The sequence below is a fragment of the Actinomadura rubrobrunea NBRC 15275 genome, from assembly GCF_001552235.1.
GTDB classification, from domain to species: Bacteria; Actinomycetota; Actinomycetes; order Streptosporangiales; family Streptosporangiaceae; genus Spirillospora; species Spirillospora viridilutea.
Genome location: NZ_BCQU01000003.1, coordinates 98,777 through 120,646, shown reverse-complemented (window position 1 = coordinate 120,646; position 21,870 = coordinate 98,777). Strand labels below are relative to the sequence as shown.

Sequence of the window (21,870 nt, the reverse complement as noted above, 5' to 3'; positions counted from 1 at the left end):
CAGCGAGCCCGGCAAGCTGCGGGGATGGACTCAAAACTCGTCGAGGCCGCCGACCTGGCCGATGGTGAAGATGTGGCGCGTGGCGGCGCAGATCGTCTCCAGCGTGTGCACGGGCGTGTCTTCAGTGAAGTAGGAGGCCCGCAGGATCTGCACCACCCACTCACCCGGGTCCAGTTCGAGCGTGTCAGCTTCGAACCGCGTCGCCGGACGCGCGGTCAGCGTCTCCTCGGCGTGCCCGAAGGCGTACCCGAGCGCTTCGATCGCCGCCTGCAGTGACGATGCGGCGCCCTGGCCGGATCCCCTGTCGCTCGGCTTCGGTCATGAACAGCGACGCCGACCCGCGGGTCGCCGGATCGGTCGGCAGCGCGCGCTGCACGATGACCTTCGGTTTCCGACTCTCCGGCGCCGCCGGCGCCTTGGCCGCGGGGCCCTTGCGCACGACGAGTCACCGGCCCACGTGCCAGTGACCGGTCAGTCCGTTGGCGGGGTTGTCCGGTGGCGGCAATGCCCCCGCCAGCAGCATCGCGAGAACCATCGCGATCACTACCGCGACCCGCCTCTTTCTGCTCATGTCAGCGAACCTAAGCAGTCGGCGTTCCACCGCCCATGCGGCAGGCTCCCGAACGCGGGTGGGGTCAGCCAGAGGGAACCGCGTGCAGGAATCTGGTGTCGATCCAAAAAGGGACCGCCCAGCAGCCCCTTCGCCGCCGGCTATGCCGGATAGACCGTCACTGGGTCAGCCACGGCGCGAGCCCCGTGCCCTCCACGTACGCCCTGATGTCGGCCGCCGGTGGACGGCAGAACGACAGGCCGAAGCCGAGCACGCCGTCCGTCTTGGTGACCTTGCGTCCCTGCCTGAGGAACGTCTTGAGGGGCCGTTCCTGGACCGCCACATGCCGGGGGTCGAACCAGACGACCAGGTACCGGTGCATCGCGCGCGAGACGATGCCGACTCCTCTGATAGCGGACGCAGGAATCTCGGCCGTCTTCCGGAAAGCGCGCAGGGTCAGGCCGGAAGACCGCATGGTGCACCTTTGCCTGGCCACCAGAGCCGTCATGAGCAGGCCGAACACGAGGCCGCCGCCCAGGGGGACGAAGACCGCCGTCAACGGCACTTGATCGAGTCTCCATCCGGCCGACTTCAACGCCGCGAGGAAGGCCAGCAGCAGCATCGGGAACGTCCACCCGAGGCTTGCGAAACCGAAGACCGGCAGCACGTTCGGCCTGATGTCGATGCCGTGCTCGGCCTGCACCGCGGCCCCAGCCTCGGGCGAGGCGGCGGCGGCAGGCGACGGCGCCACCGGCATCGCGGCGGCGGGGCCTCCCGCCGCCACTCGCTCGAGTTCCGCCCGAGCCTGTTCGGCGCTGGGCCGATGGGCAGGGTCCCTGGCCAGCAGGCTCATCACCAACGGAGCCAACTGCCCGGCACGACGCATCGGCGCCGGCTCCTGGGTGAGGACGGCCCCCACGAGGGCGGCGAGCTCGTCCGCCCGATAGGCGGGTTCCCCCTCGACGGCCTTGTACAAGGTGGCACCGAGCGACCACAAATCTGATTCCGGCCCTCCCACATCGCCGCGCAGGCGTTCGGGAGCCATGTAACCGGGAGAACCGACGAGCTCACCCGTCTGGGTGAGCCGGGTGGTCCCAGAGACGGCCGCGATGCCGAAATCCGTCAACAGGGCCCGGCCGTCCTCCGACAGCAACACGTTGCGCGGAGTGACGTCTCGATGCAGCACCCCTTGGGCGTGTGCGGCGCGCAACGCGTCCAGAACCTGCACCCCGATGCGCGCGACGCGCTCGGGCGGCAGCGGACCGTTCTCCCTCACCACCTGATCGAGTGACCGGCCGTTCACCAGCTTCATCACGATCCAGGGCCGCCCGTCCGCGATGATCACATCGTGCACGGGCACGATCGCCGGATGGTCGAGCCGCGCCGCCGCCCGCGCCTCGCGCAGCACCCGCTCGTGCAGCAGGGCCACGTCGGCCTCGCTCAAGCCGTCGGGCGGCGACACCTCCTTGACGGCGACCCACCGGTCGAGCATGGCATCCCAGGACCGCCACACGGCCCCCATGCCACCACGGCCGATCAGGTCGTCCAGTCGGTACCGTTCCGCCAGCACCCACCCTGGTGACGCGATCATGCTCAAAACGCTAACGGCGGGCTCAGACCGCCACCACGGCCGCATCCGGCCGATGCGGGCCCATACCACAACGCCAGCGGTCCGGGGCGCGAGAGCAACTCAGGTACTCGCAGTCACAGGAGCGCACATCAGGCGAACAACTCGTCGGCGGTCGAGACGGTCAACGCACGATCCGCCCACGCCTCCACCAGTTCCGGATCCATGCACTCGTCGATGCGCCGCCGCTGCTCCTCGGTCAGCTCGATCCCCCGGTTGGCCAAGATCCGGAACAGAATCCTGATCTCGCCTTTGATCTCCCCTTCGGCGATCCAGGCGTTGGCGGTTTCGCTGTACCACCGGGACTCGGTCTTCATCTTCTCCTCCAGCAAGAACTCTGGGGGGCGCGTTGACGGTGTCCCCCTGAGCTCGGCGTGGTCGGGCCCGAGCAGCGAGTGGAGGTCGTCGACGACGACGGGTCCCCATGGGCCCCGGCCCTGGTCACAGTCGGCAAGTCGCGACCGACCTCCTGGGATTGGGGCGAGGGCTGCTGCCGTCTCCGCCGGAGACCCAGGCATCGTGGAGAACTGTGTCGAGACGTCCTTCGGGCGCAGTCTCGCGTCGCCTCGGCCTGCGGGGCCTACTCGACGAGTCCGGCTTCGCGAGCCTGTTGGAACTCCGCGAGGTAGCGTTCGAAGTGCTTCGATCTGCGCGGCGCGACGGCCACGATCGAGTCGAACGGCGTGTCCTCGAACCTGGACGCTTCGATCCTCACCACGCGGGGAAGCGAGTCCATGGCCGGGACGACGACCTCCCGGCGCAACAGAAATTGAGTCTCCGGGTCACGGCGCACCAGCTCTCCCGGAACCATGGAGAAGCCGGCGTCGCTGAACTCCGCCTCGGAGATGTCAAGCGCCCAGTCCACGTCCTGGTAGTAGGCGACCATGGCGGCGTTCATGGCCGCCGTGGTCTCTTCCGAGAGAGTATTCACCGGTGTCGTCAGGATCGGCCCGATCTTGCCCTTGAGGGTCACATGCTTGAACAGGCACCCGCCCAGGCTCAGGTGGTCGCAGGCGAGACCGTCCACGGTGACGTCCTCGAAGCGGACACCATGCACAGTGCAGGCGTTCGTGCGGCACCGCTTGGCGGTCACGTCGCGGACGACGAAGCCGAACTCCGGGTCGTCGTCCTGCCCCAGGACACAGCTGACGAACTTGACCCGGTCGAGGTCGATCCCGCTGTAGGTGCGCTTGCCACCGTAGCCGCGCAGGTACTCGAACGTCTCACGACTGATCTGCTGCCGCATGGAGGCGACTCTATCTAAAAGAAGATTTTCTTGAGGAAGTCCGGGTCCATGGTGGGGTAGGTGATGATCTGATCTATGTGCTTGTAGTAGGTACGGTTCATGTGCTCGTTGATCGAGCTTTGACTTGCGCCGGTCACGTCGACCGCGTATCCCCGCTCGCCGATGCGGAAATCGGGCACGGACTTGCCCGGCTTGCCCGCGCCGAGATGCGTGATGTTCGGATCACCCCGCACCGCCGGATCAGCGGCGACGGCCCGTTCAAGTGCCGTGCCCGCGTACATGCGCTGACGCCACACTCCATCCTCCAAACCCCGGTCGATTTCACCCGTTCTGAGGTGACGACGAATCGCTTGGGGATCGTTGCGCACCCGGTCCACGGCGTCGCGGATTCGGTCGTAGCTGGCGCGGTCCTTGGGGTTGAGGCGATCCTTGGCGTAAGCGGGATCGGACTTGTACGGAGCAAGGCCGAGGGGGTCGATCACGCACGTCGGGTTCGTGACGTACGCGTGGTGGTTGGGGCCGGCGCCGAGCCCGATGGGGTCGGGTGAGGCGTATCCGCCGCTCGCCGGGTCGTAGTACCGGAAATAGTTGTAGTTGAGGCCGGTTTCCTCGTCGTGGTACTGGCCGGGGAAGCGCAGCGGGCAGTCCGTCTCGGCGGACGGCGCGGCGATCGACGTTCCCCACAGGGTGGTGACGTTGCGCCAGGCGATCCGACCGTTCGGGGCGACCAGTTCGGTGGGCGTGCCCACCAGGTCGCTGACGATCGCGTAGAAGGCGGTATCGATCTGCGCCTGCGGCGCGTCTTTGGCCCAGGATCGACGGACCTGCGTGGCGGGGCGGTAGCCGTCGGGTTCCCAGTCCCAGCTGGTCGCGGTGACCCGGCCGTCCGGTGTGGTGGTGACCTGCTCGGCGAGCCGTGAGCCGTCCCAGCTGAACCAGACGGCGTCGACCACGGCGCCCGACTGGTCGACGCGCTGTTTCGACGTACGCCGGCCGATCGGGTCATAGGTGTAGCGCCACGTGCCTTCGGGGGTGGTCGCCTGGACGAGCCGGTCGTCCGCGTCCCACACGAACGTCCATTGGCGGGTTTGGCCGGAGAGGGTGCGCCGTATGGTGCGGACCAGACGTCCCTGCGCATCGTGCTCATAGACGGTTCGTCCGGCCCTGCGCACCAGCGTGCCCTGGTACTCGCGTGGGCCGCGGACGTCCTCGTCTCCGGGTGCATCCGCCTGTATCGGGTTGCCGAACGTGTCGTAGGCGTACCGCTCGGTCCAGCCCTGCGCCTGGACGGCGGTGACCCGGCCGACCGGGTCGAGCCCGAAGCGGACGTCGCCGCGCAGGGTGTCGCGGATCTCGACGGGAATTCCATCGGCCCGGTAGCGGTAGACGCGGCTGTGCACGGAGCGGGCGGTGTCGCCCCGCCCCGGCTGGTCGTAGGCCCAGACCGCCTGCGCGATCAACCGGCCCGCCGGGTCGTGCCTCTGGGAGATCGCCGCTCCGGGGCCGAGGAAGCGTGCGGTCTCCCGGCCCATCGCGTCGTACTGGAACGACAGGCCGCCGCCGGGCGTGGCGAGCGTTTGCGGCAGACCACGGGCGTCGTAGGTCCACCGCGACACGGCTCCCGTCGGGGTGATCCGCCTCGTTCGCCGTCCGAGCGCGTCGTACTCGTTTCGCAGAGTGCGACCGTCGACCGTCTCGGTGAGGATCCGCCCGAGCGGGTCGCGGGTGTATTCGAGGGTCGAGTTCGGGCTCTGCGCCCGCAGGAGCCGTCCCAGCGGGTCGTAGGCGAATCGGTGGACCGCGCCGTCGCCGGTCCGCCGTTCGATCACCTGGCCGAGCGCGTCTCGGACGTATGTCGCGGTCTGGCCCGCGCCGTTCACCCGCTGGACCAGCTGTCCCGCGGCGTCGTAGCCGTACCGCAGGACGCGGCCGTTGAAGTCGGTCTCGGCGATCAGGTTGCCGGCGGCGTCGTAGTCGTACCGCCAGACCGCCCCCCGCGGGTTGGTGACGGCGGTCAGACGCAGCTCCCGGTCGTAGGCGAACTCCAGTCGCGTGCCGTCCGGGTCGATGTGTGCGACCGGCTGGTCGAAGGGGCCGATCTCCGTTCGGGTGACCTGGCCGAGGGGGTCGGTGTAGGCGATCTCGTTGCCCTCGGCGTCATAGGTCCACTTCTCGGTGGTGCCGTCGGGCAGGATGCGCCAGGACAGTCGGCCTTCGAGGGTCCAGCCGTAGCGGGTGACGCCGCCGGCGGGGTCGGTGACGGCGACGACCCAGCCCATCGCGTCGCGCTGCAGCCGGATGACGGCGCCGCTCGGGTCGGTGACGGCGATCGGCAGTCCCGCCGCGTTGTTGACGACCTGGGTTCTGGCGCCTGACGGGTCGGTCAGCGCGGTCAGCCGCCCGTGCTCGTCATAGTCATAGGACGTGACCGCCCCGGAGGGGTCGGTGACCGAGGTGAGGTTGCCGCGCTGGTCGTAGGTCTGCCGCCACACGGTGCCGCCGGGCTCGGTCACCTCCACCGGCAGCATCAGCTCGTTGTAGGAGATGCTGGTGACCGCGCCATCGGGGCGCGTCACCGAGGTCACGTTGCCGTAGTCGTCGTAGGTGTAGCGGGTGGTGCGGCCGAGGGGGTCGGTGAACGACAGCAGCCGGTCGAAGCGGTCCCACTCGCGGCGAACGGTGTTCCCTAGCGGATCGGTCTCCTCGACGACCTGGAACTGCTCGTTGTAGCGATAAGTGGTGGCGTGGCCGAGGGAGTCGGTGACGACGGTGGTGCGGTTGGCGGGGTCGTACGCGAGGGTCGAGTTGAGGTAGCCGTCCTTGCCGACGCCGCGGACCGCGCGGCCTTCCTCGTCGTATTCGTAGCGGTACCAGAAGCCGTTGCGGTCGACCCAGCCGGTCAGGCGTGCGTTGTCGTCGTAGCTGAACCGCAGCGGCTGCCCGGAGGAGTTGACGACCTCGGCCAAGTGCCCGTCGGCGTCGTATCCGTACCTGATGAGGGTGATGCCGTCGGGGTGACCGTCGGCCGGGTCGGGGAGCAGCCGCAGTGCGGTGACGCGACGGTCGGGGCCGTCGTCCACCGGCGCGGTGTCGACGGCGATGCGATAGCCGCCGGAGTGGCGGATCTCGGTGAGGACCTGGTTCTCGTAGACGAAGTCGATGCGGTTGCCGTTGCGGTCGGTGATGGCGATCAGCGGCAGACGCGACCAGCCGTGTTCCTCACCGGGCGCAGGGAAGTGGAGCGTTCGGCCGAGCCGCGGATCGGTGAGGGTGTAGCCGCCGTCAGAAGTGAGCGTCAGCGGCCACTGCGGTCCCTCCACGGGGCGGAACTGGATGTTGGGCAGTTGCGCGTGCGGATACTTCAGCACCGTGGCGTCGGCGGCCAGGAAGTACACGCCGTCGCCCTCCAGCTGAAGGTGCTGGTCGAGAGTGGAGGCCCAGGAGACCCCGAACAGGGCGCCCGCCCGATAGGTGGAGACGTGCGTGCGCTCCAGGACGAGCGGCAACGCGGCGGGCAGGTCGACGTCGGTCTGCGTCAGCAGGACTTCGCCGGTGACGACGTCGATCGGGTCTTTGGTCGTCGACTTGGTGTCGTTCGGCCTGGCGTTGGCGCGATCGTTGCCCTGCCGACGTGCGGGGGTGCGGCTGTTACGGCTCGCCGAGGACGGACGACGTCCCCCGCCTCCCGGGCCGCCGCCGGAGCGTCCCTTGGGGACGCGGAAGGCATGGGCGGCGGCCCTGCCGAACACGCCTCCTGCCGCGCGTGCTCCGGCGCCGCCGCGGCGACCACCGCCGCCACGGCGACCGGGCCTACCCATGAAGGGCTCCGATCGCTACCTCGGTGAGCTTTGTGATGATCACGCGAGCGGCCTCCCCGACGACCGGGGTTCAGACCGGCGGCGCTGCGGACGTCGCCGCCGCGACGGCCTGCGCTGATTGCCCGACGACACCCGCTTGACCGACGACGTCACCCCCCGCACCGTCGCGCCGGACTGAACAGCTGGGGCGCGCCGTCTCCGGCATGCGAGCCCCGTCACCGCCCACCGCCGGCTCGGCGCGCCGGACACCAGCCGCCCGACTTGTCCGCCACGTCACGTGTTCTTTGATCACGTAGTCGCTAAGACTAACGCCCCACAGCTGATCATATTGATTGTTTTTCCCGAACAACCGCAATGCACCACATATCGGTACAGACAACCGCACTGCAACGTGACACTGTTGGCCGCGGCACGGAGGCACGTGGCCGATCCCAAGAACACGGTGAGCTGACGCGGTGCGACGGCAGCACGGTCGATGCCGCGTTCGCTCCGTCAAGGCGGCACCTGCTCTCACAAATGGCGGCATCAATGAGAATCGGGCCACATTTTTGCACCTTGAGTAGTGCAATCTTTGACGTTGTGTTCGGCGAGTGACGCCTCGAAGTCCGCTTTTGTCTGCCCGGAGATACATCAGGGCAACCGGCTCGTCATGCCAGGCGCGGCGCCATCGGCGAAGCGGCGTCCTTCTTGTGCAGGCCGCCTGATGATCGCCAGCTTCCGCCGTGGAACGCGGCGAACCGCGGGCGGCCATCGGTCGTGATGGGACTCGCCTCGAAGGTCAGACGATGTCGCAGCCTCGTCGACCAGCGCCACGTCCGAGCCGGGCGATGGCGCAGGTTGCTCGAGAGTGTCAGTTGGACATGTGCGATCCCCGCGCGGCGGGTCGGGTCGCCGCGGGGCTTCGGCCATGGATCACCGATTGGCGGACGAAGCCGCACGCGCTGGGGCTTCGTAGAGGCGGCGGCGGGGTGTGTTGTCAGGCCATGGCGATGAGGTGGCGGGCGGTTGTGCGGGCCTTTTCTATGGCGTCCGTGACGTGGCCGAAGGTGCGGTTGGTGATGGCGCCCTCGTAGAGGAGTAGGAGCTGGTCGGTGAGGAGTTCCGGGTCGGCTGTGCCCGTGGCCTGGGCAAGTTCGAAGACGCGGTCGCGCAGCGCGCGTTTGTACGACGTGACCAGCGTGCGGGCCGGGTGGTCGGGCTCGGCGAGTTCCGCCATGGCGTTGACGAAGGAGCAGCCGCGGTACCGGCTCTGCGACGACGCCCATTCCTTGAGCGCGTCGAAGACGGCGAGGAGGCGGGCGCGCGGGTCGTCTCCGGCGTCCTGGATGCAGCGGTCCAGGAGCGCCTGCCAGCGCACCTCGCGGCCGTTCAGGTAGGCCAGGATCAGCCTGTCCTTGCCCTTGAAGTGCTTGTAGAACGTCATCCGCGCGACCCCGGCGGCCTCGATCACGGCGTCGACGCCGGTCGTGTTGATGCCGTCGGCGTAGAAGAGCCGGTCCGCCGCCTGCAGGATGCGTTCGCGCGCCGGGGGCAGGCGCCGTTTCGCGTGGTTCATCCCTGAAGCGTATAGAACGTTCCGTCTACCTGGGAGCCCGGGGCGGAACGCGCTGTAATGTGGCCCTCACCCCCTGCCGTACCGTCGCCCGGAGCAAGATGACCGATCGTCGTGTCGCCGACCGGTACCGGCTGCTGGCTCCCCTGGGCGAGGGCGGCATGGGCACGGTCTGGCGGGCGCGCGACGAGGTGCTGGGACGGGACGTCGCCGTCAAGCAGCTGGAGCCGCCCGAGGACGTGCCGCCCGACGAGCACGCCGTGCTGCGGGAGCGGGCCTGGCGCGAGGCGCGGGCGCTGGCGATGCTCGAGCATCCCGGGGTCATCACCGTCCACGACGTGGTGCAGGTGGACGGCGACCCGTGGATCGTCATGGAGCTGGTGGACGGCCGGTCCCTCGCCCAGGTGATCGAGGCGGACGGTCCGCTGCCGCCGCGCCGGGTCGCGGAGATCGGGCTGCGTCTGCTGGAGGCGCTGGCCTGCGTCCATGAACGGGGCCTGCTGCACCGGGACGTCAAACCGTCGAACGTGCTGCTGGCGGCCGACGGGCGCGTCGTCCTGACCGATTTCGGGCTCGTCGTGATGGACGGCGATCCTGCGCTGACGAGGACGGGCGCGCTGGTCGGTTCGGCCGGGTTCATCGCGCCGGAGCGGCTGCGCGACGAGCCGTACGGCCCGCCGTCCGACCTCTGGTCGCTGGGCGCGACCCTGTACGCCGCCGTCGAGGGGCGGGGGCCGTTCGACCGGGACGAGACCGTGGCCTCGCTCGGCGCCGTCCTGACGGAGGACGCGCCGCGCCCCCGGCGTTCGGGTCCCCTCGGCCCCGTGCTCGGGCATCTGCTCGTCAAGGACCCCGCCGCCCGGATCGGCACGGAGGAGGCGATGGCGGCGCTGCGGCGGGTGGCGGCGGGCGGCCGTTCCGGGCTGAGCCGGCCGGGGCCGTCGCGAGTCCGCCGCGCGGTCCGGATCGGCGGGCCGGCGCTGGTCGGCGCGGTCGCCCTGGCGGTGGCCGCGCCCATACTGGTCGACGGGGCGGACCGGCCGGGCGGCGTCCCGGCGACTCCCCGGGCGGCGCCGAAGTCGGCGCCGCTCACCGCCTGTTCCCTGCTGACCGACGCGGAGGCGCGGAGCCTGGCCGCCGGCGCGGTCCGCCGTCCCGACACTCCCCTCAAGGGTCAGTGCTCGTGGCTGGCCCGGGACGTCCCGGCCGAGATCGTCGTGTACGTGCCGCGGCAGGCCGAATCGGCGGACGCGGCGCGCAAGCGGATGGCCGTCCGGCGCAACGAGATGATCTCCGGGTTCACCGGGGGCGGCTCACCGATCACCTTGACGTGGGAGGACGCCGGCGTCGACAAGATGAAGGCGGTCTCCACGGAGCCGAGGGTCGTCACGGGCGTGGGCGACGAGGCGGTCGTGCACGGCTACCGCGGAACGTCCCATCCGATCGACATGGTCACCGTTCTCATGCGGAAGGACGACGTCATGGTGGAGGTCACGTTCCAGGCCCGGCGGGACGGACCGGTCGCCCCGGAGGAGGGGGCGCGCCGCGCCGCCTCGATGATCGCCGCGGCGATCGCGCGCCGGGGGCGCCCGTCGTGACCGGACGCGGCGACATGCTCGCCGGGCGGTACCGGCTGGTCGAGGAGATCGGCCGGGGCGCCATGGGCACGGTCTGGCGGGCGCGGGACGAGGCGCTGCGGCGTGACGTCGCGGTCAAGGAGCTGGTGCTGCGGGACAAGGGGGACCCGGCGCGGCGGGAGAAGGCGGTCCGGCGGGCCCTGCGGGAGGCCCGCGCCACCGCGGTGTTGAGGCACCCGGGCATCGTCACCGTGCACGACGTGGTGCATGCCGAGGAGCGCCCGTGGATCGTGATGGAGCTGCTGTCCGGCCGGTCGCTGGACAAGATCGTCGAGGAGGAGGGGCCGCTGGCGCCCGAACGGGCCGCCGCCATCGGGGGCCAGGTGCTCGACGCCCTGGAACTGGCGCACGAACGCGGGGTGGTGCACCGCGACGTGAAGCCCGCCAACATCTTCCTGCGCGAGGACGGACGCGCGGTCCTCACCGATTTCGGCATCGCGTGGCTCGCGGGCGACCCCGCTCTGACCCGCCCGGGGGCATTGGTCGGTTCGCCCGCCTACATGGCGCCTGAGCGGGTCCGCGGCGAGTCCGGCGGTTCCGCGTCCGACCTGTGGTCGCTCGGGGCGACGCTGTACGCGCTGGTGGAGGGGCAGCCGCCGTTCGGTCGCAGGTCGTCCATGGGCGTGCTCGGTTCGATCCTCACCGAGGAGCCGCAGCCGCCTCAGCGCGCGGGCCCGCTCGCCCCAGTACTGCTGCGGCTGCTCACCAAGGATCCGGAGGGCCGGCCCACCGTTGAAGAGGTGCGCCGGGAGCTGGCCGCTGTCACCGCGGGTGACGCCCTTCCTCGTCCCGAGGAGGCGGAGGGCCGTTCTGGCGAGTCCCGGCCGCGACGCGGTCGCCGCCGCACTATCGCGCTGGCCGTGGCCCTCGGCGTGTGCGCCTTGGCGGCTCCGGTGGTCGTGCCCGTCCTGACCGACGACCGGCGGTCCCCCGTCGCCGCGTCGCCGCAGACCCGTCCGACGCCGGTCACGGCGATCCCGTCGATGTGCGGGCTGTTCAGCGTCGAGCAGATGAGCCGGTTCGTTCCGACGCCGCGCGCGTCGTCGTTCGAGACCAATTTCATGAGCGACTACTTCGCCCGGCATCCGACCGGTTCGAACGCCTGCCGGTGGTACGAGAAGGACGACATGGACACGGGTTTCTCCGCGATGATCAGGGCGATCGCGGTCAAGGCGCGTCCTTCGGAAGACGCCTTCGGCGCGGCGCGGGGCGACTTCGCCATGCTCCGCCGGGAGGCGGAGGAATCCACCAGGTCCGTCCACGGCGTCGGCGAGGAGGCGTTCGGTTACGACACCCGCGGCGACGATTCCCTGCGCGCCGTCATCGTGGCCCGCTCCGCCAATCTCCTGGTCGAAGTCCGTTACGGGAAATCCGGTGAGACGCCGCCCCTCCAGCGGTTGCGCGACGACGCCGCCGAGCTCGCGCGGTGGACGATCGCGGCGCTGCACAACGGCGGTCCCATCGAGAACCCCTGACGCGTCCTCTGTCGTTTTCCGCGCGTTTTTTTGACTTCCCGGCCGGTTATACGTTCTGCTATGAAGGCGTACTATGCGTCACATCAACGCCGTCAGGCGTGCGGCCCCGCTGCTCGTCCCGCTCCTCCTGGCGCCCGGCTGCTCCTCGTCGTCCCCTGAGCGCCCCGCCGCGGCGAAGACCACGACCTCCGCCCCGAAGAGTCCGACCCCGAGCCCCTCGCTCACCGCCGCGAACGGCACCGACGTGAAAGCGTGCAAGAAGGGCGACTGCGAGATCGTCGTCCGGGGGAAGACCGCCGACATTCCGCTGGCGGACAAGTTCGGCATCCACAAGCTGTACGTCACCCACGTGCCGCCGAACAAGATGAACTACGTCGTCCTCAGGACGAACGGCCAGCTCACGCGCGCCTACCACCGGGGAACCGGAATGTTCTCGCTCGCCTACGGCCCGAAGATCACGGTGACGCGGCTCGACGAGACGGGCGCCGTCCTGCGATTCGAGCCGAAGAAGGGCGACAAGAAGAACGACCGGATTTCCGGCTCTCTCGGGGCGGGCTTCCTCAGCGAAGGCTGACGGGATCCGCGACGGATCCCGTTGCGGCGACGACGGTGCGACTCCATGGCCGTTGCACACCCCAGCGGCGACCGCCTGACAGTTCGACACCTCTCCGCTAGGACGCCCCCGCGCAAAAGCTTCTCGAGGTCAACGCCTGTTACCTGCCCAACGCGCGCTTCACCACCACTTCGACCCCGACCACTCCCTACAGCGTCGTCGCGGTGAACGCTGAATGACGAACTGGGCACGGGCCCGGAGACCGGAGCCGCGAACCGGCGAAGCGATGGACACGGCCGTTCCGCGTCCGATAGAGAGCCGTGTATGACCGCTTTGGTACTCGGGCCCTTGCTCAGGCACGTGGAAGAGCGCACCGCCACCGTCTGGGTCGAAACCGATCGCCCCTGCGAGGTGCGCGTCGTCGCCGGGGGGCACGGTGTGGACGCCTCGGCGCAGACGTTCACCGTGCACGGGCACCACTACGCCCTGGTCGACGTCGACGGCCTGGAGCCCGGCTCCGAGGTGCCGTACGAAGTGCTGATCGACGGCGAGCGGGTCTGGCCCGAGGAGGGGTCGTCCTTTCCCCCGAGCACGATCCGCACGCCGGCGCCCGGCCCGGGCGACACGCTGAAGATCGCGTTCGGTTCCTGCCGCCGCGCGCCCGACCGGACGAACCGGCATGGACTGGACGCGCTCGCGGCCTACGCCCACACGGTGGCGCGCGGCGGCGAGCGGCCGGACGCGCTGCTGATGATCGGCGACCAGGTGTACGCCGACGAGCTCAGTGACGAGATGCGCGCGTTCATCGCGCGACGCCGCGGCCCCGACGGGGAACCCCGCGACGAGCTGGCCGACTTCGAGGAGTACACCTACCTGTACCGGCTGGCCTGGCGCGAGGACGCGGCCGTGCGCTGGCTGCTGTCGACCGTCCCCACGTTCACCGTCTTCGACGACCACGACGTCCGCGACGACTGGAACACCTCCTACGCCTGGCGTCGGCGCATGCAGGCGCAGCCGTGGTGGCGGGAGCGCATCGTCGGCGGCATCGGCTCCTACTGGATCTACCAGCACCTCGGGAACCTGTCGCCGGCCGAGCGCGCGGCCGATCCGGTGTACAAGGCGGTGCGCGCGGCGTCCGAGGACCACGGCGACGGCGCGAAGGTGCTGGACGAGTTCGCCGAGCGGGCCGACCGCGAGCCGTCGTCCACGCGGTGGAGCTACGTGCGGGACTGGGGCGGCACCCGCCTCATCGTCGTGGACAGCCGCTGCTCCCGGCTGCTGACGCCCGAGCGCCGCGCGATGCTCGACGACGAGGAGTTCCGCTGGCTGGACGAGCAGTGCCGGGGCGGCCGCGACCACCTGCTCATCGCCAGCTCCCTGCCGTACCTGCTGCCGTCGACGATCCACAACGCCGAGGCGTGGAACGAGGCGGTGGCGGACGGCGCCTGGGGGAAGCGCGCCGCCCGGTTCGCCGAGACGATGCGGCAGGCCGCCGACCTGGAGCACTGGGCCGCGTTCGACGCGTCGTTCCGGGCGGTGGCCGAGGACGTGCTCGCGGTGGCGCGCGGCGAACGCGGCGCCGCCCCGGCGAGCATCGCGTTCCTGTCCGGCGACATCCACTACTCCTACCTCGCGCGGGTCACCGTCCCGGACGACACGCAGTCGGCGATCGCGCAGATCGTGTGCTCGCCGTTCCGCAATCCGCTGGCGGGCCGGTTCCGGTGGGCCAACAAGATCGCCTGCTTGCGGGCCACGGCTCCGCCGTTCCGGCTGCTCCGGCGGCTGGCCGGGGTGGCGCCGCCGCCGCTGCGGTGGCGCATCACCGACGGGCCGTGGTTCTCCAACGCGATCGCGACGGTGGAGCTGTCCGGCCGGGACTGCCGAGTGCGCTGGCGCACGCCGCGCACCGCGACCGAGCTGTTGGAGCTGCACAGCGTCCGGCTGGTCACGGGCTGACCTGCGAGTGCAGAAGGAGCGTCCGTTCCGCCCGCTCCAGCGGAACGGACGCCCCGTCCGGGCCATCGGCGCCTGCCCCGCCCCCTCGTCGGGGCTGCCGACGCTGACGGCGTCCGCACGCTCATATGACGGCGCGCCCCTCCCGGCGCGTTGCACCGCTCGAGGCATTCACGGAACACCCGTGCCTCGATGACGGACCGCGCGGCCGCCGGTGAGCCCGCCGCCCGGGTCCGCCGAGGCCGCTCCTTCCGGCCACCGTTCGCCGCGGGACCGGCCCGCGGCTGCGTCCTCACAGGTTCAAGACCGCGAATCCGTTCGGTCATGACGCGCTTTGCAGAATCCTTTTCCGCGACGTAGCGTGTCAGTAGAGTTACAAAGAGTGGTCGATGGACGGCGCTCCCCCGGCAAGGGGATCGCCTCGACGGGCTGGGAGGTCTTCGTGAGCGACGCCGCGTCGCCGGACCCGACCGCGGAGGAGTCGAGCGACGCGGCACTGATCTCGCGCGTCCGCGCCGGGGACTCATCGGCCTCCGCGACGCTGTACGAGCGGCATGCGGCAGCGGCGCGGACGCTGGCGCGGCACCTGACCGGCGCCGGCGCCGCCGAGGACGTGGTGCGGGAGGCGTTCGCCAAGGTGCTGGACGCGCTGCGCCGCGGTGGCGGACCCCGCGCGGAGTTCCGGCCGTACCTGCTCACCGCGGTCCGCCGCACCGTCGACGACCGGCGCCGGAGCGAGCGACGGCCGACCGACCGGAGCGAGGAGGACGACCCGGGCGCCCCGTTCGCCGACCCGGCGCTGGAGGGGCTGGAGCGCTCGATGGTCGCGCGCGCCTTCCGGTCGCTGCCCGAGCGCTGGCGGACGGTGCTGTGGCACACGGAGGTCGAGGGCGCCGAACCCGCGGAGGTGGCGCCGCTGCTCGGCCTCACTCCCGACGGCGCGGCGGCGCTGGCGCACCGGGCGCGCGAGGGACTGCGGCAGGCGTACCTGCGGTTGCACCTGCCCGCGGAGGACATGGACGCCTCCCCCTCGGGTGCGGGTGCCGCCGCGTCCCGGCCGGCTGAGGAGTGCCGTGCGGTGCTGGGGAAGCTGGGCGCGCACGTGCGCGGCGGCTCGTCCAGGCGCGAGTCGCGTGCCGTCCGACGCCACCTCGACGGCTGCGAACGCTGCGCGGCGGTCGCCGCCGAGCTGGCCGCCGTGGGCTCGGCGCTGCGCGAGGTCGTCGGCCCGCTGGTGCTGGGCGCGGCGGCCGGCGCCTACACGGGCGCCGCGCAGGGCGGCGGCGTGTTCGGCTTCCCGCAGCGGCCGACGAGACGTCAACAGGTGCTCGGCGGCGCGGCCGCGGCGCTGGCGGCGGCGGTGGTCCTCGGTCTGATCCTGGTGTCGGGGGACGAGTCGATCCGGCCGGCGCACGAATCTCCGGGCGGCCCGCCCCGCCCCGCGCCGAGTCCGACGCCGCCCGCCGACCTGCCGGCGTCCGAGGCCGCGCCGTCGTCCCCGGTCACTGCGCCGGTCGGGGGCCCACCGCGGGCGGGCCGCGCAGGATCCGTGGTGAGGCCGTCGCCCGCGCCGAATCCTCCCGCAGTGCGGCCGCGGCCTCCTGGGGAACGGCTGGTGACGCGCATCGGCGTGGTCGGCGCGTTGCTGCGCGATGAACGCGGCATCGTGGCGTTTTCGGTCCGCAATGACGGCGCGAGCCTCACCGGCGCCTTGGTCGCGGACGTCGATCTGCCGCCCGGTGTGGCGTACGCGGGCGGCGCGACGGGACGCCGCGCGGCGCGGTCCACCGCGGCGCGTTCATCGGGTGACGGCTGGCGGTGCCGCCCGCGCAGGGGCCGGACGCCGGGGCGCGCCGCCCGGGTGCGATGCACGCGCGCGCCGCTGCCGCCGGGCGCCGCCGTGTCCGCATACCTCCGCGTATATGTGGCCGCGTCGGCGCCGTACGGCGCGGCGCCGACGGTCACGGTGTCCTCGGGCGGGATGCGCCTCGGCGCGGCCCGCGCACCGCACGGCGTGACGCGAGCGGGACTGCCCGCCCGCTTCGCCGCGGACGGCCGCCTGCACACCGTCCACGCGGGCAACGCGCTGCTGACCTGCGACATGAGCCGTCCCGACTGCCGACGCACGCTGCGCCGCACGGGGCACAGGCGCGACAACGACTGGTGGCGGATGCGCCCGCTCGACCAAGACCGCGCGGCCGCGACGAGAGCATCCAGCGCCGCCCGCGTGCGGCTGCCGGAGAAGTCGACCGTCCTGTGGGCGGGGCTGTACTGGTCGGGCACGGCGCGCCCCCGCGGCCCCGTCACCGTGAAGCTGCGGCCGCCCGGCACGTCGTACCGGACGGTCCGCGCCGCCGAGGTGAGCCGCGGGCGGCTGCCCGTCGGCCCGGTCTACCAGGCGTTCGCCGACGTGACCGCGCTGGTGCGGCGGCACGGCGGCGGCGTGTGGTGGTGCGCGGACCCGCCGCTGCGCACCGGCGCGGGCCGGTACGCGGGCTGGGCGCTGGTCGTGGTCGTCGCGTCCCCCGACGCGCCGCACCGGCAGGCCATGGTGCTCGACGCGGTGCGGGCCCGGCGGGCGCCGGTGCTCGACGCGCGGCGGCGGCTCGACGCGCCGGTGGGCGGCCTGCTCGCCGCGGGGCGGCCCGGCCGTGTCGGCGCGGTGGTCTGGGAGGGCGACGCCGACCTGTCCGGCGACCGGCTGCTGCTGGACGGGCGGCCGCTGGTGCCCGCCGCGGGCGACCGCGACCCCGGCAACGTTTTCGACGGCTCCGCGCGCGGCGCCGTCGGCCCCGGGCTTTCCTTCGGGGTGGACGTCGATGACTTCTCGGCGTTTCCACGCAATTACCGAACGCTGACCTTCCACGCCGGCCGGGACGCCTGCCTTCCGGGAGTCGTGACCGTCGCGACCACGCGCGGTTAAGCCCGGGTTACCGAGGCTTCACGACTGAACCGCGAAGCCGACTCCGCGCGTAAAGATCATGCGGAAGCATTATGGACAGACCGGAACGGCTGGTAGCGTCCCGCGCTGACAGTCCTCGGAACCAGGGTGGGGCGGCCGACCCGCCGGATTCGCCGCCTCGTGGACTCGCGCGCGTCCACCTGTCATGAAAGAGTGGCGAATCGCCGTATGGGCTTACGTGGCCAGCGGCTTTCACTACGCTATAGGCGCCGGGTTCTTCTTCGCCGACTCACGTCCCGCAGAGCAGGAAGGCGGGCCGCCCGAGATGGCCGCCCCCCGAGAACCTGACAGCGGAGTGGGTTCCCGGAGAGGTCCCGTGTTGAGGAAAGGCGGTGCCGCATGGATCGCTGCGCGCTGTTCGTGGACGCCGGCTATCTGCTGGCGGACGGCGCCATGGCGGTGCACGGCACACGCCATAGGGAAACCGTTTCCTGGGACTTCGGCGGCCTGCTGCAGCTGCTGGGCGAGCTGGCCCGCGAGCGGACGGGCCTGCCGCTGCTGCGCTGCTACTGGTACGAGGCGACGGTCGAGGGCCGCCGCTCCCCCGAGCACGAGGCGCTGGCCGACCTGCCCGGGCTCAAGCTGCGTCTCGGCCGCATCCGCCCCGGCCGCCGCGAGGGCGTCGACACCGAGATCCACCGCGACCTGATGACGCTGGCGCGCAACGGCGCGCTGGCCGACGCGGTGATCGTCAGCGGCGACGAGGACCTGGCCCAGGTGGTGGCGGACGCGCAGGACCTCGGCGTCCGCGTGACCGTCGTGCACGTGGCGGTCGACGGCAACTGGACCATTTCGCGGGTGCTGCGTCAGGAGTGCGACGACCTCATCGAGCTCGGCGCCGGGCAGCTGCGCCCCTACGTCAACCTGCTGGCGGGCGTGGAGTCGTCCACGGGCTCGTCGGGCCTGCCCGCCGGGCCGCTGTCCAACGGGCACGGCAGCGGATCGGGCGCGGGCGGCGCGCTCGGGCCGCTGCAGAGCGTCTCGCCCGGAGGCCCGCCGCCGTCGACGCCGCTGACCGGTCCGCCGCAGCTGTCCGGCTCGTCGACGGGCTCGTCGGGCTCGTCGGCGGGCTCGTCGACGTCGTCCGGGTCCTCCGGGTCGTCGGGGCCGTCGTCCGGGTCCGGCGGGGGATCGACGGGCGCCTACGGCATCGGCGGCGGCGTCGGTTCGACGTCCGGGCTGGGCGCGGGCGGCGCGTCGCCGTCCGGCCTGCCGTCGGGCCTCGGGTCGGGAGCCGGGGCGGGCGTCGGCGCCGCCAAGCCCGGGTCCTCCGACACGGCCCCGCGTCCGGCGCTCGGCTCGGGCCCGGGGTCGCTCGGCTCCGGCGTCGGCTCGCCCTCCGGGCTCGGCTCCTCCGCCGGGATCGGCTCGGGCTCCGGTCTCGGGACGTCCGGCGCGCCGAACCTGGGCTCCAACGCCGACCTCGGGTCGGGGACGGGCGGCTACACCCCGGGGCCGGCCTCGGGGCCCGGCGCGGGCGCGCCGCCGCAGTCGTCCTCCACCACCGGGCCGCTGCAGCCCGCTCCGGCCGCGCAGACCACCGCGCCGCAGAGCACCGCCGGCTCGCAGTTCAGCCCGTCCGCCGCGACCGGGCAGCCGGTCGGGCCGTACACCGGCCCGCAGCAGCTCGCGCCGGTGCCGGCCCAGAAGAACACGCCCACGCTGGCCGACGCGGTCAAGGCCGCCCACCAGGAGGGGCAGGACTTCGGCGAGTCCGTCGCCCGGGACGCGCCCGCGCTGTGGCTGGAGGCCGTGCTGGCCCGCAAGCCGCGGATGCCGTCCGACCTGGAGGCCCGCCTGCTGCAGGGCTCCTCGCTGCCGATCGACTTCCTGCTGCACGACGAGGTGCGGCACGCGCTGCGCCGCGGCTTCTGGGACGCCCTCGAACGCTCCCGCCGCTGAGCCGCTCCGGCGCCGACGCGGCGGGCGGCGCGGCGCGGGCGTCCGGTCCGATCGGCGGAGTCGTCGCCTGAACGCGTAGGTAATTCACGATCATCTCGATTCACCCGCTTCGTTCGCCGAGCGACGGGTAGCGTTGAGGCGTGACCCATGTGACGGAAGACGATCTCGACGACCTGGAGTTCGACACCCTGCGCACGGGCGACCACGTCGCCGCGGCGCTGCGGCTCTCGGAGCTCGCCGAGACGGTCTCCGGCGGCGTGTCACGCGCCAAGGTGCTGCTGCGGGCGGGAGAGCAGTGGCAGCACGCGGGCCGTCACGACAAGGCCGCGGAGCTGTACCGCAAGGCCATCGAGGACGGCGGGGAGGCCTACGGCGACCCCCGCGCCTACCTGGCCGACGCGCTGTTCGAGCTGGGCCGCGCCGACGAGGCGCGCACGCTGGTCGAGGAGATCCGCGCGGACGAACCGCGCGACCCCGAGGTGTACCGGGCGGTCGCGGAGGTCCTGTACGCCCACGGGGACGCGGCCGGGGCGCACGAGTGGGCCACCGCGGGCGCCGACGTGGTGCTGGCGCTGCGCGACAGCGCGGTGGGCACCGGCATGGGCGCGGGGTCGGAGGCGGCGACCGCGGGGAAGGCGGTCGGCGCCGGCGACGCCCCCGACCGGCCCGCCGCGTCCGACGAGCCCGGCCCCGAGGACGTGGCCCTCGCCGAGGACAGCCTGGAGGCCCTGCTGCGGCTGCGCTACCGGGCCCGGGTCGACCTCGGCCGCGCCGAGGACGACTACGACGCCCTCCTCGACGACCTGCTGAAGAACGGCACCTGACGCCGTCCCGCCGTCACAGGGCGGCGATCAGCTGGGTGAACGCCTGGGCGACGTCCGTCGGCGGCGTCTGCTCCACGACGGGCCAGCCGCGCAGCCGCGCCTCGCGCGCCGCCCGGTCGTGCTCGTCGCGCGCCGAGCGGGTGCGCAGGTAGCCGCACGGCGCCTCGGGCCAGTCGGGCGGCATCGGCAGGCCGTGGCCGTCCGTGAGGGGACGCGGCAGGTCGGCGTCGACGAAGACGTACGCGCCGATCTTGCGGTGCGCGGCGCGCTGCGCGAGCGCCACGCCCGGGAGCAGCGGACCCGCCGCGCCGTGCCCGACCAGCACCAGCGGCGCGGTCGGCGCCGTCGCGGCGATGATGAGCGACGCGCGCGCCACGTACCGCGTCCCGTCCTCGCCCTGGACGTCGGGCGCGACCACGTCCAGCCCGTGCGAGCGCAGCGCCTCGGGCAGGTCCCCCCACATGTCGGCGGTGGCGTGCGGGGTGTGCAACAGCACGATGGTCCCGGGCGTCATTGCCTCCACCTCCTACCGCCCCGAGGCGCTTTCCCGCCACGCTACATGGGACGGCGCGGTCATGAGGGGGCGGAGCGGCACGAATAGGGTGGGGGGCTGTGAGCGATCGCGATGACCTGCTGAAAGAGATCAAAGCGCGGGCCGTGGTGCACGGCGACTTCGTGCTGTCGTCCGGGCGGCGCGCGTCCTGGTACGTCGACCTGCGGCGGATCACCCTGTCCGGCGAGGTGGCGCCGCTGGTCGGCCGCGTGATGCTGGACGTGACGGCCGACCTGGACTACGACGCCGTCGGCGGGCTCACGCTCGGCGCCGACCCGGTGGCCACGGCCATGCTGCACGCCGCGGCCGCCCGCGGCCGCGCCCTGGACGCGTTCGTGGTCCGCAAGGAGGGCAAGGCGCACGGTCTGCAGCGCCGCATCGAGGGCCCGGACGTGGCGGGCCGCCGCGTGCTCGCCGTCGAGGACACCTCCACGACCGGCTCCTCGGTGCTGACGGCCGTGCGGGCGCTGCGGGAGGCGGGCGCCGAGGTCGTCGCGGTCGCCACGATCGTGGAACGCGGCGCCGCGCAGAACATCGCCGCCGAGGGGCTGGAGTACCGCCACCCCTTCACGCTCGCCGATCTGGGCGTGTCCTGACCGGCCCGGCGCGGGGCGCTCAGGGGCGTCCGCAGAAGGGCATGCGTCGAACGGTGCCCGCGGCGCGGCGCCGCGGGCACCGTGGCGTGTCTGACGGCGCACGCACCGGTGCGCCCCCGCCGTGGCGGGGGCGCACCGGGCGGATGCCCGCTCACCCTTGACGGCTGCCCTTGGCGGGCACGAACCAGCTCTTGCGCTCCCCGGCGGGTGCGCGGGGCTGCTGCCGACCGTAGATGAGCACCTCGACCGAACCGCCGTCCGCGGCGACCACCTGCAAAGGCGCCTTGTCGTACTGGCGCGCCTCCCCGGTGTTCAGCACGCCCTGCTGCAGCACCTCGCCGGTGCCGGCCACGGTCACCACCACCCGAGTGGGCGCTCCGACCACTCGGATGACCAGGGGGGTGGCCGTGGCGGACTGCGCGGTGCGGCTGCGCGTGGGGGTGGCGTCCGCGGAGCCGAGCGGGTCCTCGGCGTCGGCGGTTTCGGCCGCTCCCGGGGGTGCGCCCTCGGGCTCCGATGTCAGCGCGTTCACCAGCGCGATCCCACCGATGACGAGAAGCGCTAATGCCAGCATCACGGCCACGGCCGCGATCAGTATGCGCGCGAGACCCCGAGGGTCCGA

17 protein-coding genes are annotated in these 21,870 nt (G+C 72.2%); 8 read left to right on the top strand and 9 right to left on the bottom strand.

From position 1 onward, the window contains the following. Positions 1-30: 30 nt before the first annotated feature. The 7 genes from AR3_RS30170 to AR3_RS01850 all read right to left on the bottom strand — a co-directional run bounded on the left by AR3_RS30170 (position 31) and on the right by AR3_RS01850 (position 8,796). Positions 31-261, bottom strand: a complete 231-nt coding sequence (locus AR3_RS30170; protein WP_349497262.1) for a UTRA domain-containing protein — start codon at positions 259-261, stop codon at positions 31-33. A 184-nt stretch (positions 262-445) separates the two neighbouring features. After that, positions 446-571 (bottom strand): hypothetical protein, encoded by a 126-nt coding sequence (locus AR3_RS32535; protein WP_281179220.1) that lies wholly within the window; start codon positions 569-571, stop codon positions 446-448. Between the two features lie 157 nt (positions 572-728). Next, complete coding sequence (locus AR3_RS01870) at positions 729-2,141, bottom strand: serine/threonine-protein kinase (protein WP_169803772.1); 1,413 nt, start codon at positions 2,139-2,141, stop codon at positions 729-731. A gap of 128 nt (positions 2,142-2,269) precedes the next feature. Further along, a complete protein-coding gene (locus AR3_RS01865; protein WP_067907337.1) occupies positions 2,270-2,494 on the bottom strand; it encodes a hypothetical protein in 225 nt (74 codons plus the stop codon). 263 nt (positions 2,495-2,757) lie between these two features. Next, positions 2,758-3,423: a hypothetical protein gene (locus AR3_RS01860; protein ID WP_067907289.1), complete on the bottom strand. Its 666-nt coding sequence runs from the start codon at positions 3,421-3,423 to the stop codon at positions 2,758-2,760. Between the two features lie 14 nt (positions 3,424-3,437). Beyond that, positions 3,438-7,172, bottom strand: coding sequence for a DUF6531 domain-containing protein (locus AR3_RS01855; RefSeq protein WP_067907287.1), 3,735 nt, complete (start codon positions 7,170-7,172; stop codon positions 3,438-3,440). Positions 7,173-8,217: 1,045 nt separating this feature from the next. Beyond that, the gene (locus AR3_RS01850; protein ID WP_067907285.1) at positions 8,218-8,796 is read right to left on the bottom strand and encodes a TetR/AcrR family transcriptional regulator; all 579 of its coding nucleotides are present in this window, start codon (positions 8,794-8,796) and stop codon (positions 8,218-8,220) included. A 98-nt stretch (positions 8,797-8,894) separates the two neighbouring features. Here AR3_RS01850 and AR3_RS01845 point away from each other — a divergent pair, with 98 nt between their 5' ends. The 7 genes from AR3_RS01845 to AR3_RS01815 all read left to right on the top strand — a co-directional run bounded on the left by AR3_RS01845 (position 8,895) and on the right by AR3_RS01815 (position 20,099). Beyond that, positions 8,895-10,391: a serine/threonine-protein kinase gene (locus AR3_RS01845; RefSeq protein WP_067907283.1), complete on the top strand. Its 1,497-nt coding sequence runs from the start codon at positions 8,895-8,897 to the stop codon at positions 10,389-10,391. After that, positions 10,388-11,905 (top strand): serine/threonine-protein kinase, encoded by a 1,518-nt coding sequence (locus tag AR3_RS01840; RefSeq protein WP_067907281.1) that lies wholly within the window; start codon positions 10,388-10,390, stop codon positions 11,903-11,905. Before AR3_RS01845 ends, AR3_RS01840 begins: the two co-directional genes overlap by 4 nt. Before the next feature lie 73 nt (positions 11,906-11,978). Further along, positions 11,979-12,479 (top strand): hypothetical protein, encoded by a 501-nt coding sequence (locus AR3_RS01835; RefSeq protein WP_067907279.1) that lies wholly within the window; start codon positions 11,979-11,981, stop codon positions 12,477-12,479. A gap of 303 nt (positions 12,480-12,782) precedes the next feature. Then, the gene (locus AR3_RS01830) at positions 12,783-14,414 is read left to right on the top strand and encodes an alkaline phosphatase D family protein (protein WP_067907277.1); all 1,632 of its coding nucleotides are present in this window, start codon (positions 12,783-12,785) and stop codon (positions 14,412-14,414) included. 379 nt (positions 14,415-14,793) lie between these two features. Further along, positions 14,794-17,334 carry a sigma-70 family RNA polymerase sigma factor gene (locus tag AR3_RS01825; protein ID WP_067907274.1) on the top strand — a complete coding sequence of 847 codons (2,541 nt, stop codon included), beginning with the start codon at positions 14,794-14,796 and terminating at the stop codon, positions 17,332-17,334. Between the two features lie 378 nt (positions 17,335-17,712). Beyond that, positions 17,713-19,275, top strand: a complete 1,563-nt coding sequence (locus tag AR3_RS01820) for an NYN domain-containing protein (RefSeq protein ID WP_067907272.1) — start codon at positions 17,713-17,715, stop codon at positions 19,273-19,275. Positions 19,276-19,424: 149 nt separating this feature from the next. After that, positions 19,425-20,099 carry a tetratricopeptide repeat protein gene (locus AR3_RS01815; RefSeq protein ID WP_067907270.1) on the top strand — a complete coding sequence of 225 codons (675 nt, stop codon included), beginning with the start codon at positions 19,425-19,427 and terminating at the stop codon, positions 20,097-20,099. Positions 20,100-20,112: 13 nt separating this feature from the next. On the opposite strand, the gene AR3_RS01810 is transcribed toward AR3_RS01815, so the two are convergent. Next, positions 20,113-20,613: an alpha/beta fold hydrolase gene (locus tag AR3_RS01810; RefSeq protein ID WP_067907267.1), complete on the bottom strand. Its 501-nt coding sequence runs from the start codon at positions 20,611-20,613 to the stop codon at positions 20,113-20,115. 98 nt (positions 20,614-20,711) lie between these two features. Here AR3_RS01810 and pyrE point away from each other — a divergent pair, with 98 nt between their 5' ends. After that, positions 20,712-21,248 carry an orotate phosphoribosyltransferase gene (pyrE, locus tag AR3_RS01805; protein ID WP_067907265.1) on the top strand — a complete coding sequence of 179 codons (537 nt, stop codon included), beginning with the start codon at positions 20,712-20,714 and terminating at the stop codon, positions 21,246-21,248. Between the two features lie 151 nt (positions 21,249-21,399). Here pyrE and AR3_RS01800 read toward each other — a convergent pair whose 3' ends face one another. Next, positions 21,400-21,822 carry a hypothetical protein gene (locus tag AR3_RS01800; protein ID WP_245637844.1) on the bottom strand — a complete coding sequence of 141 codons (423 nt, stop codon included), beginning with the start codon at positions 21,820-21,822 and terminating at the stop codon, positions 21,400-21,402. Positions 21,823-21,870: the final 48 nt, after the last annotated feature.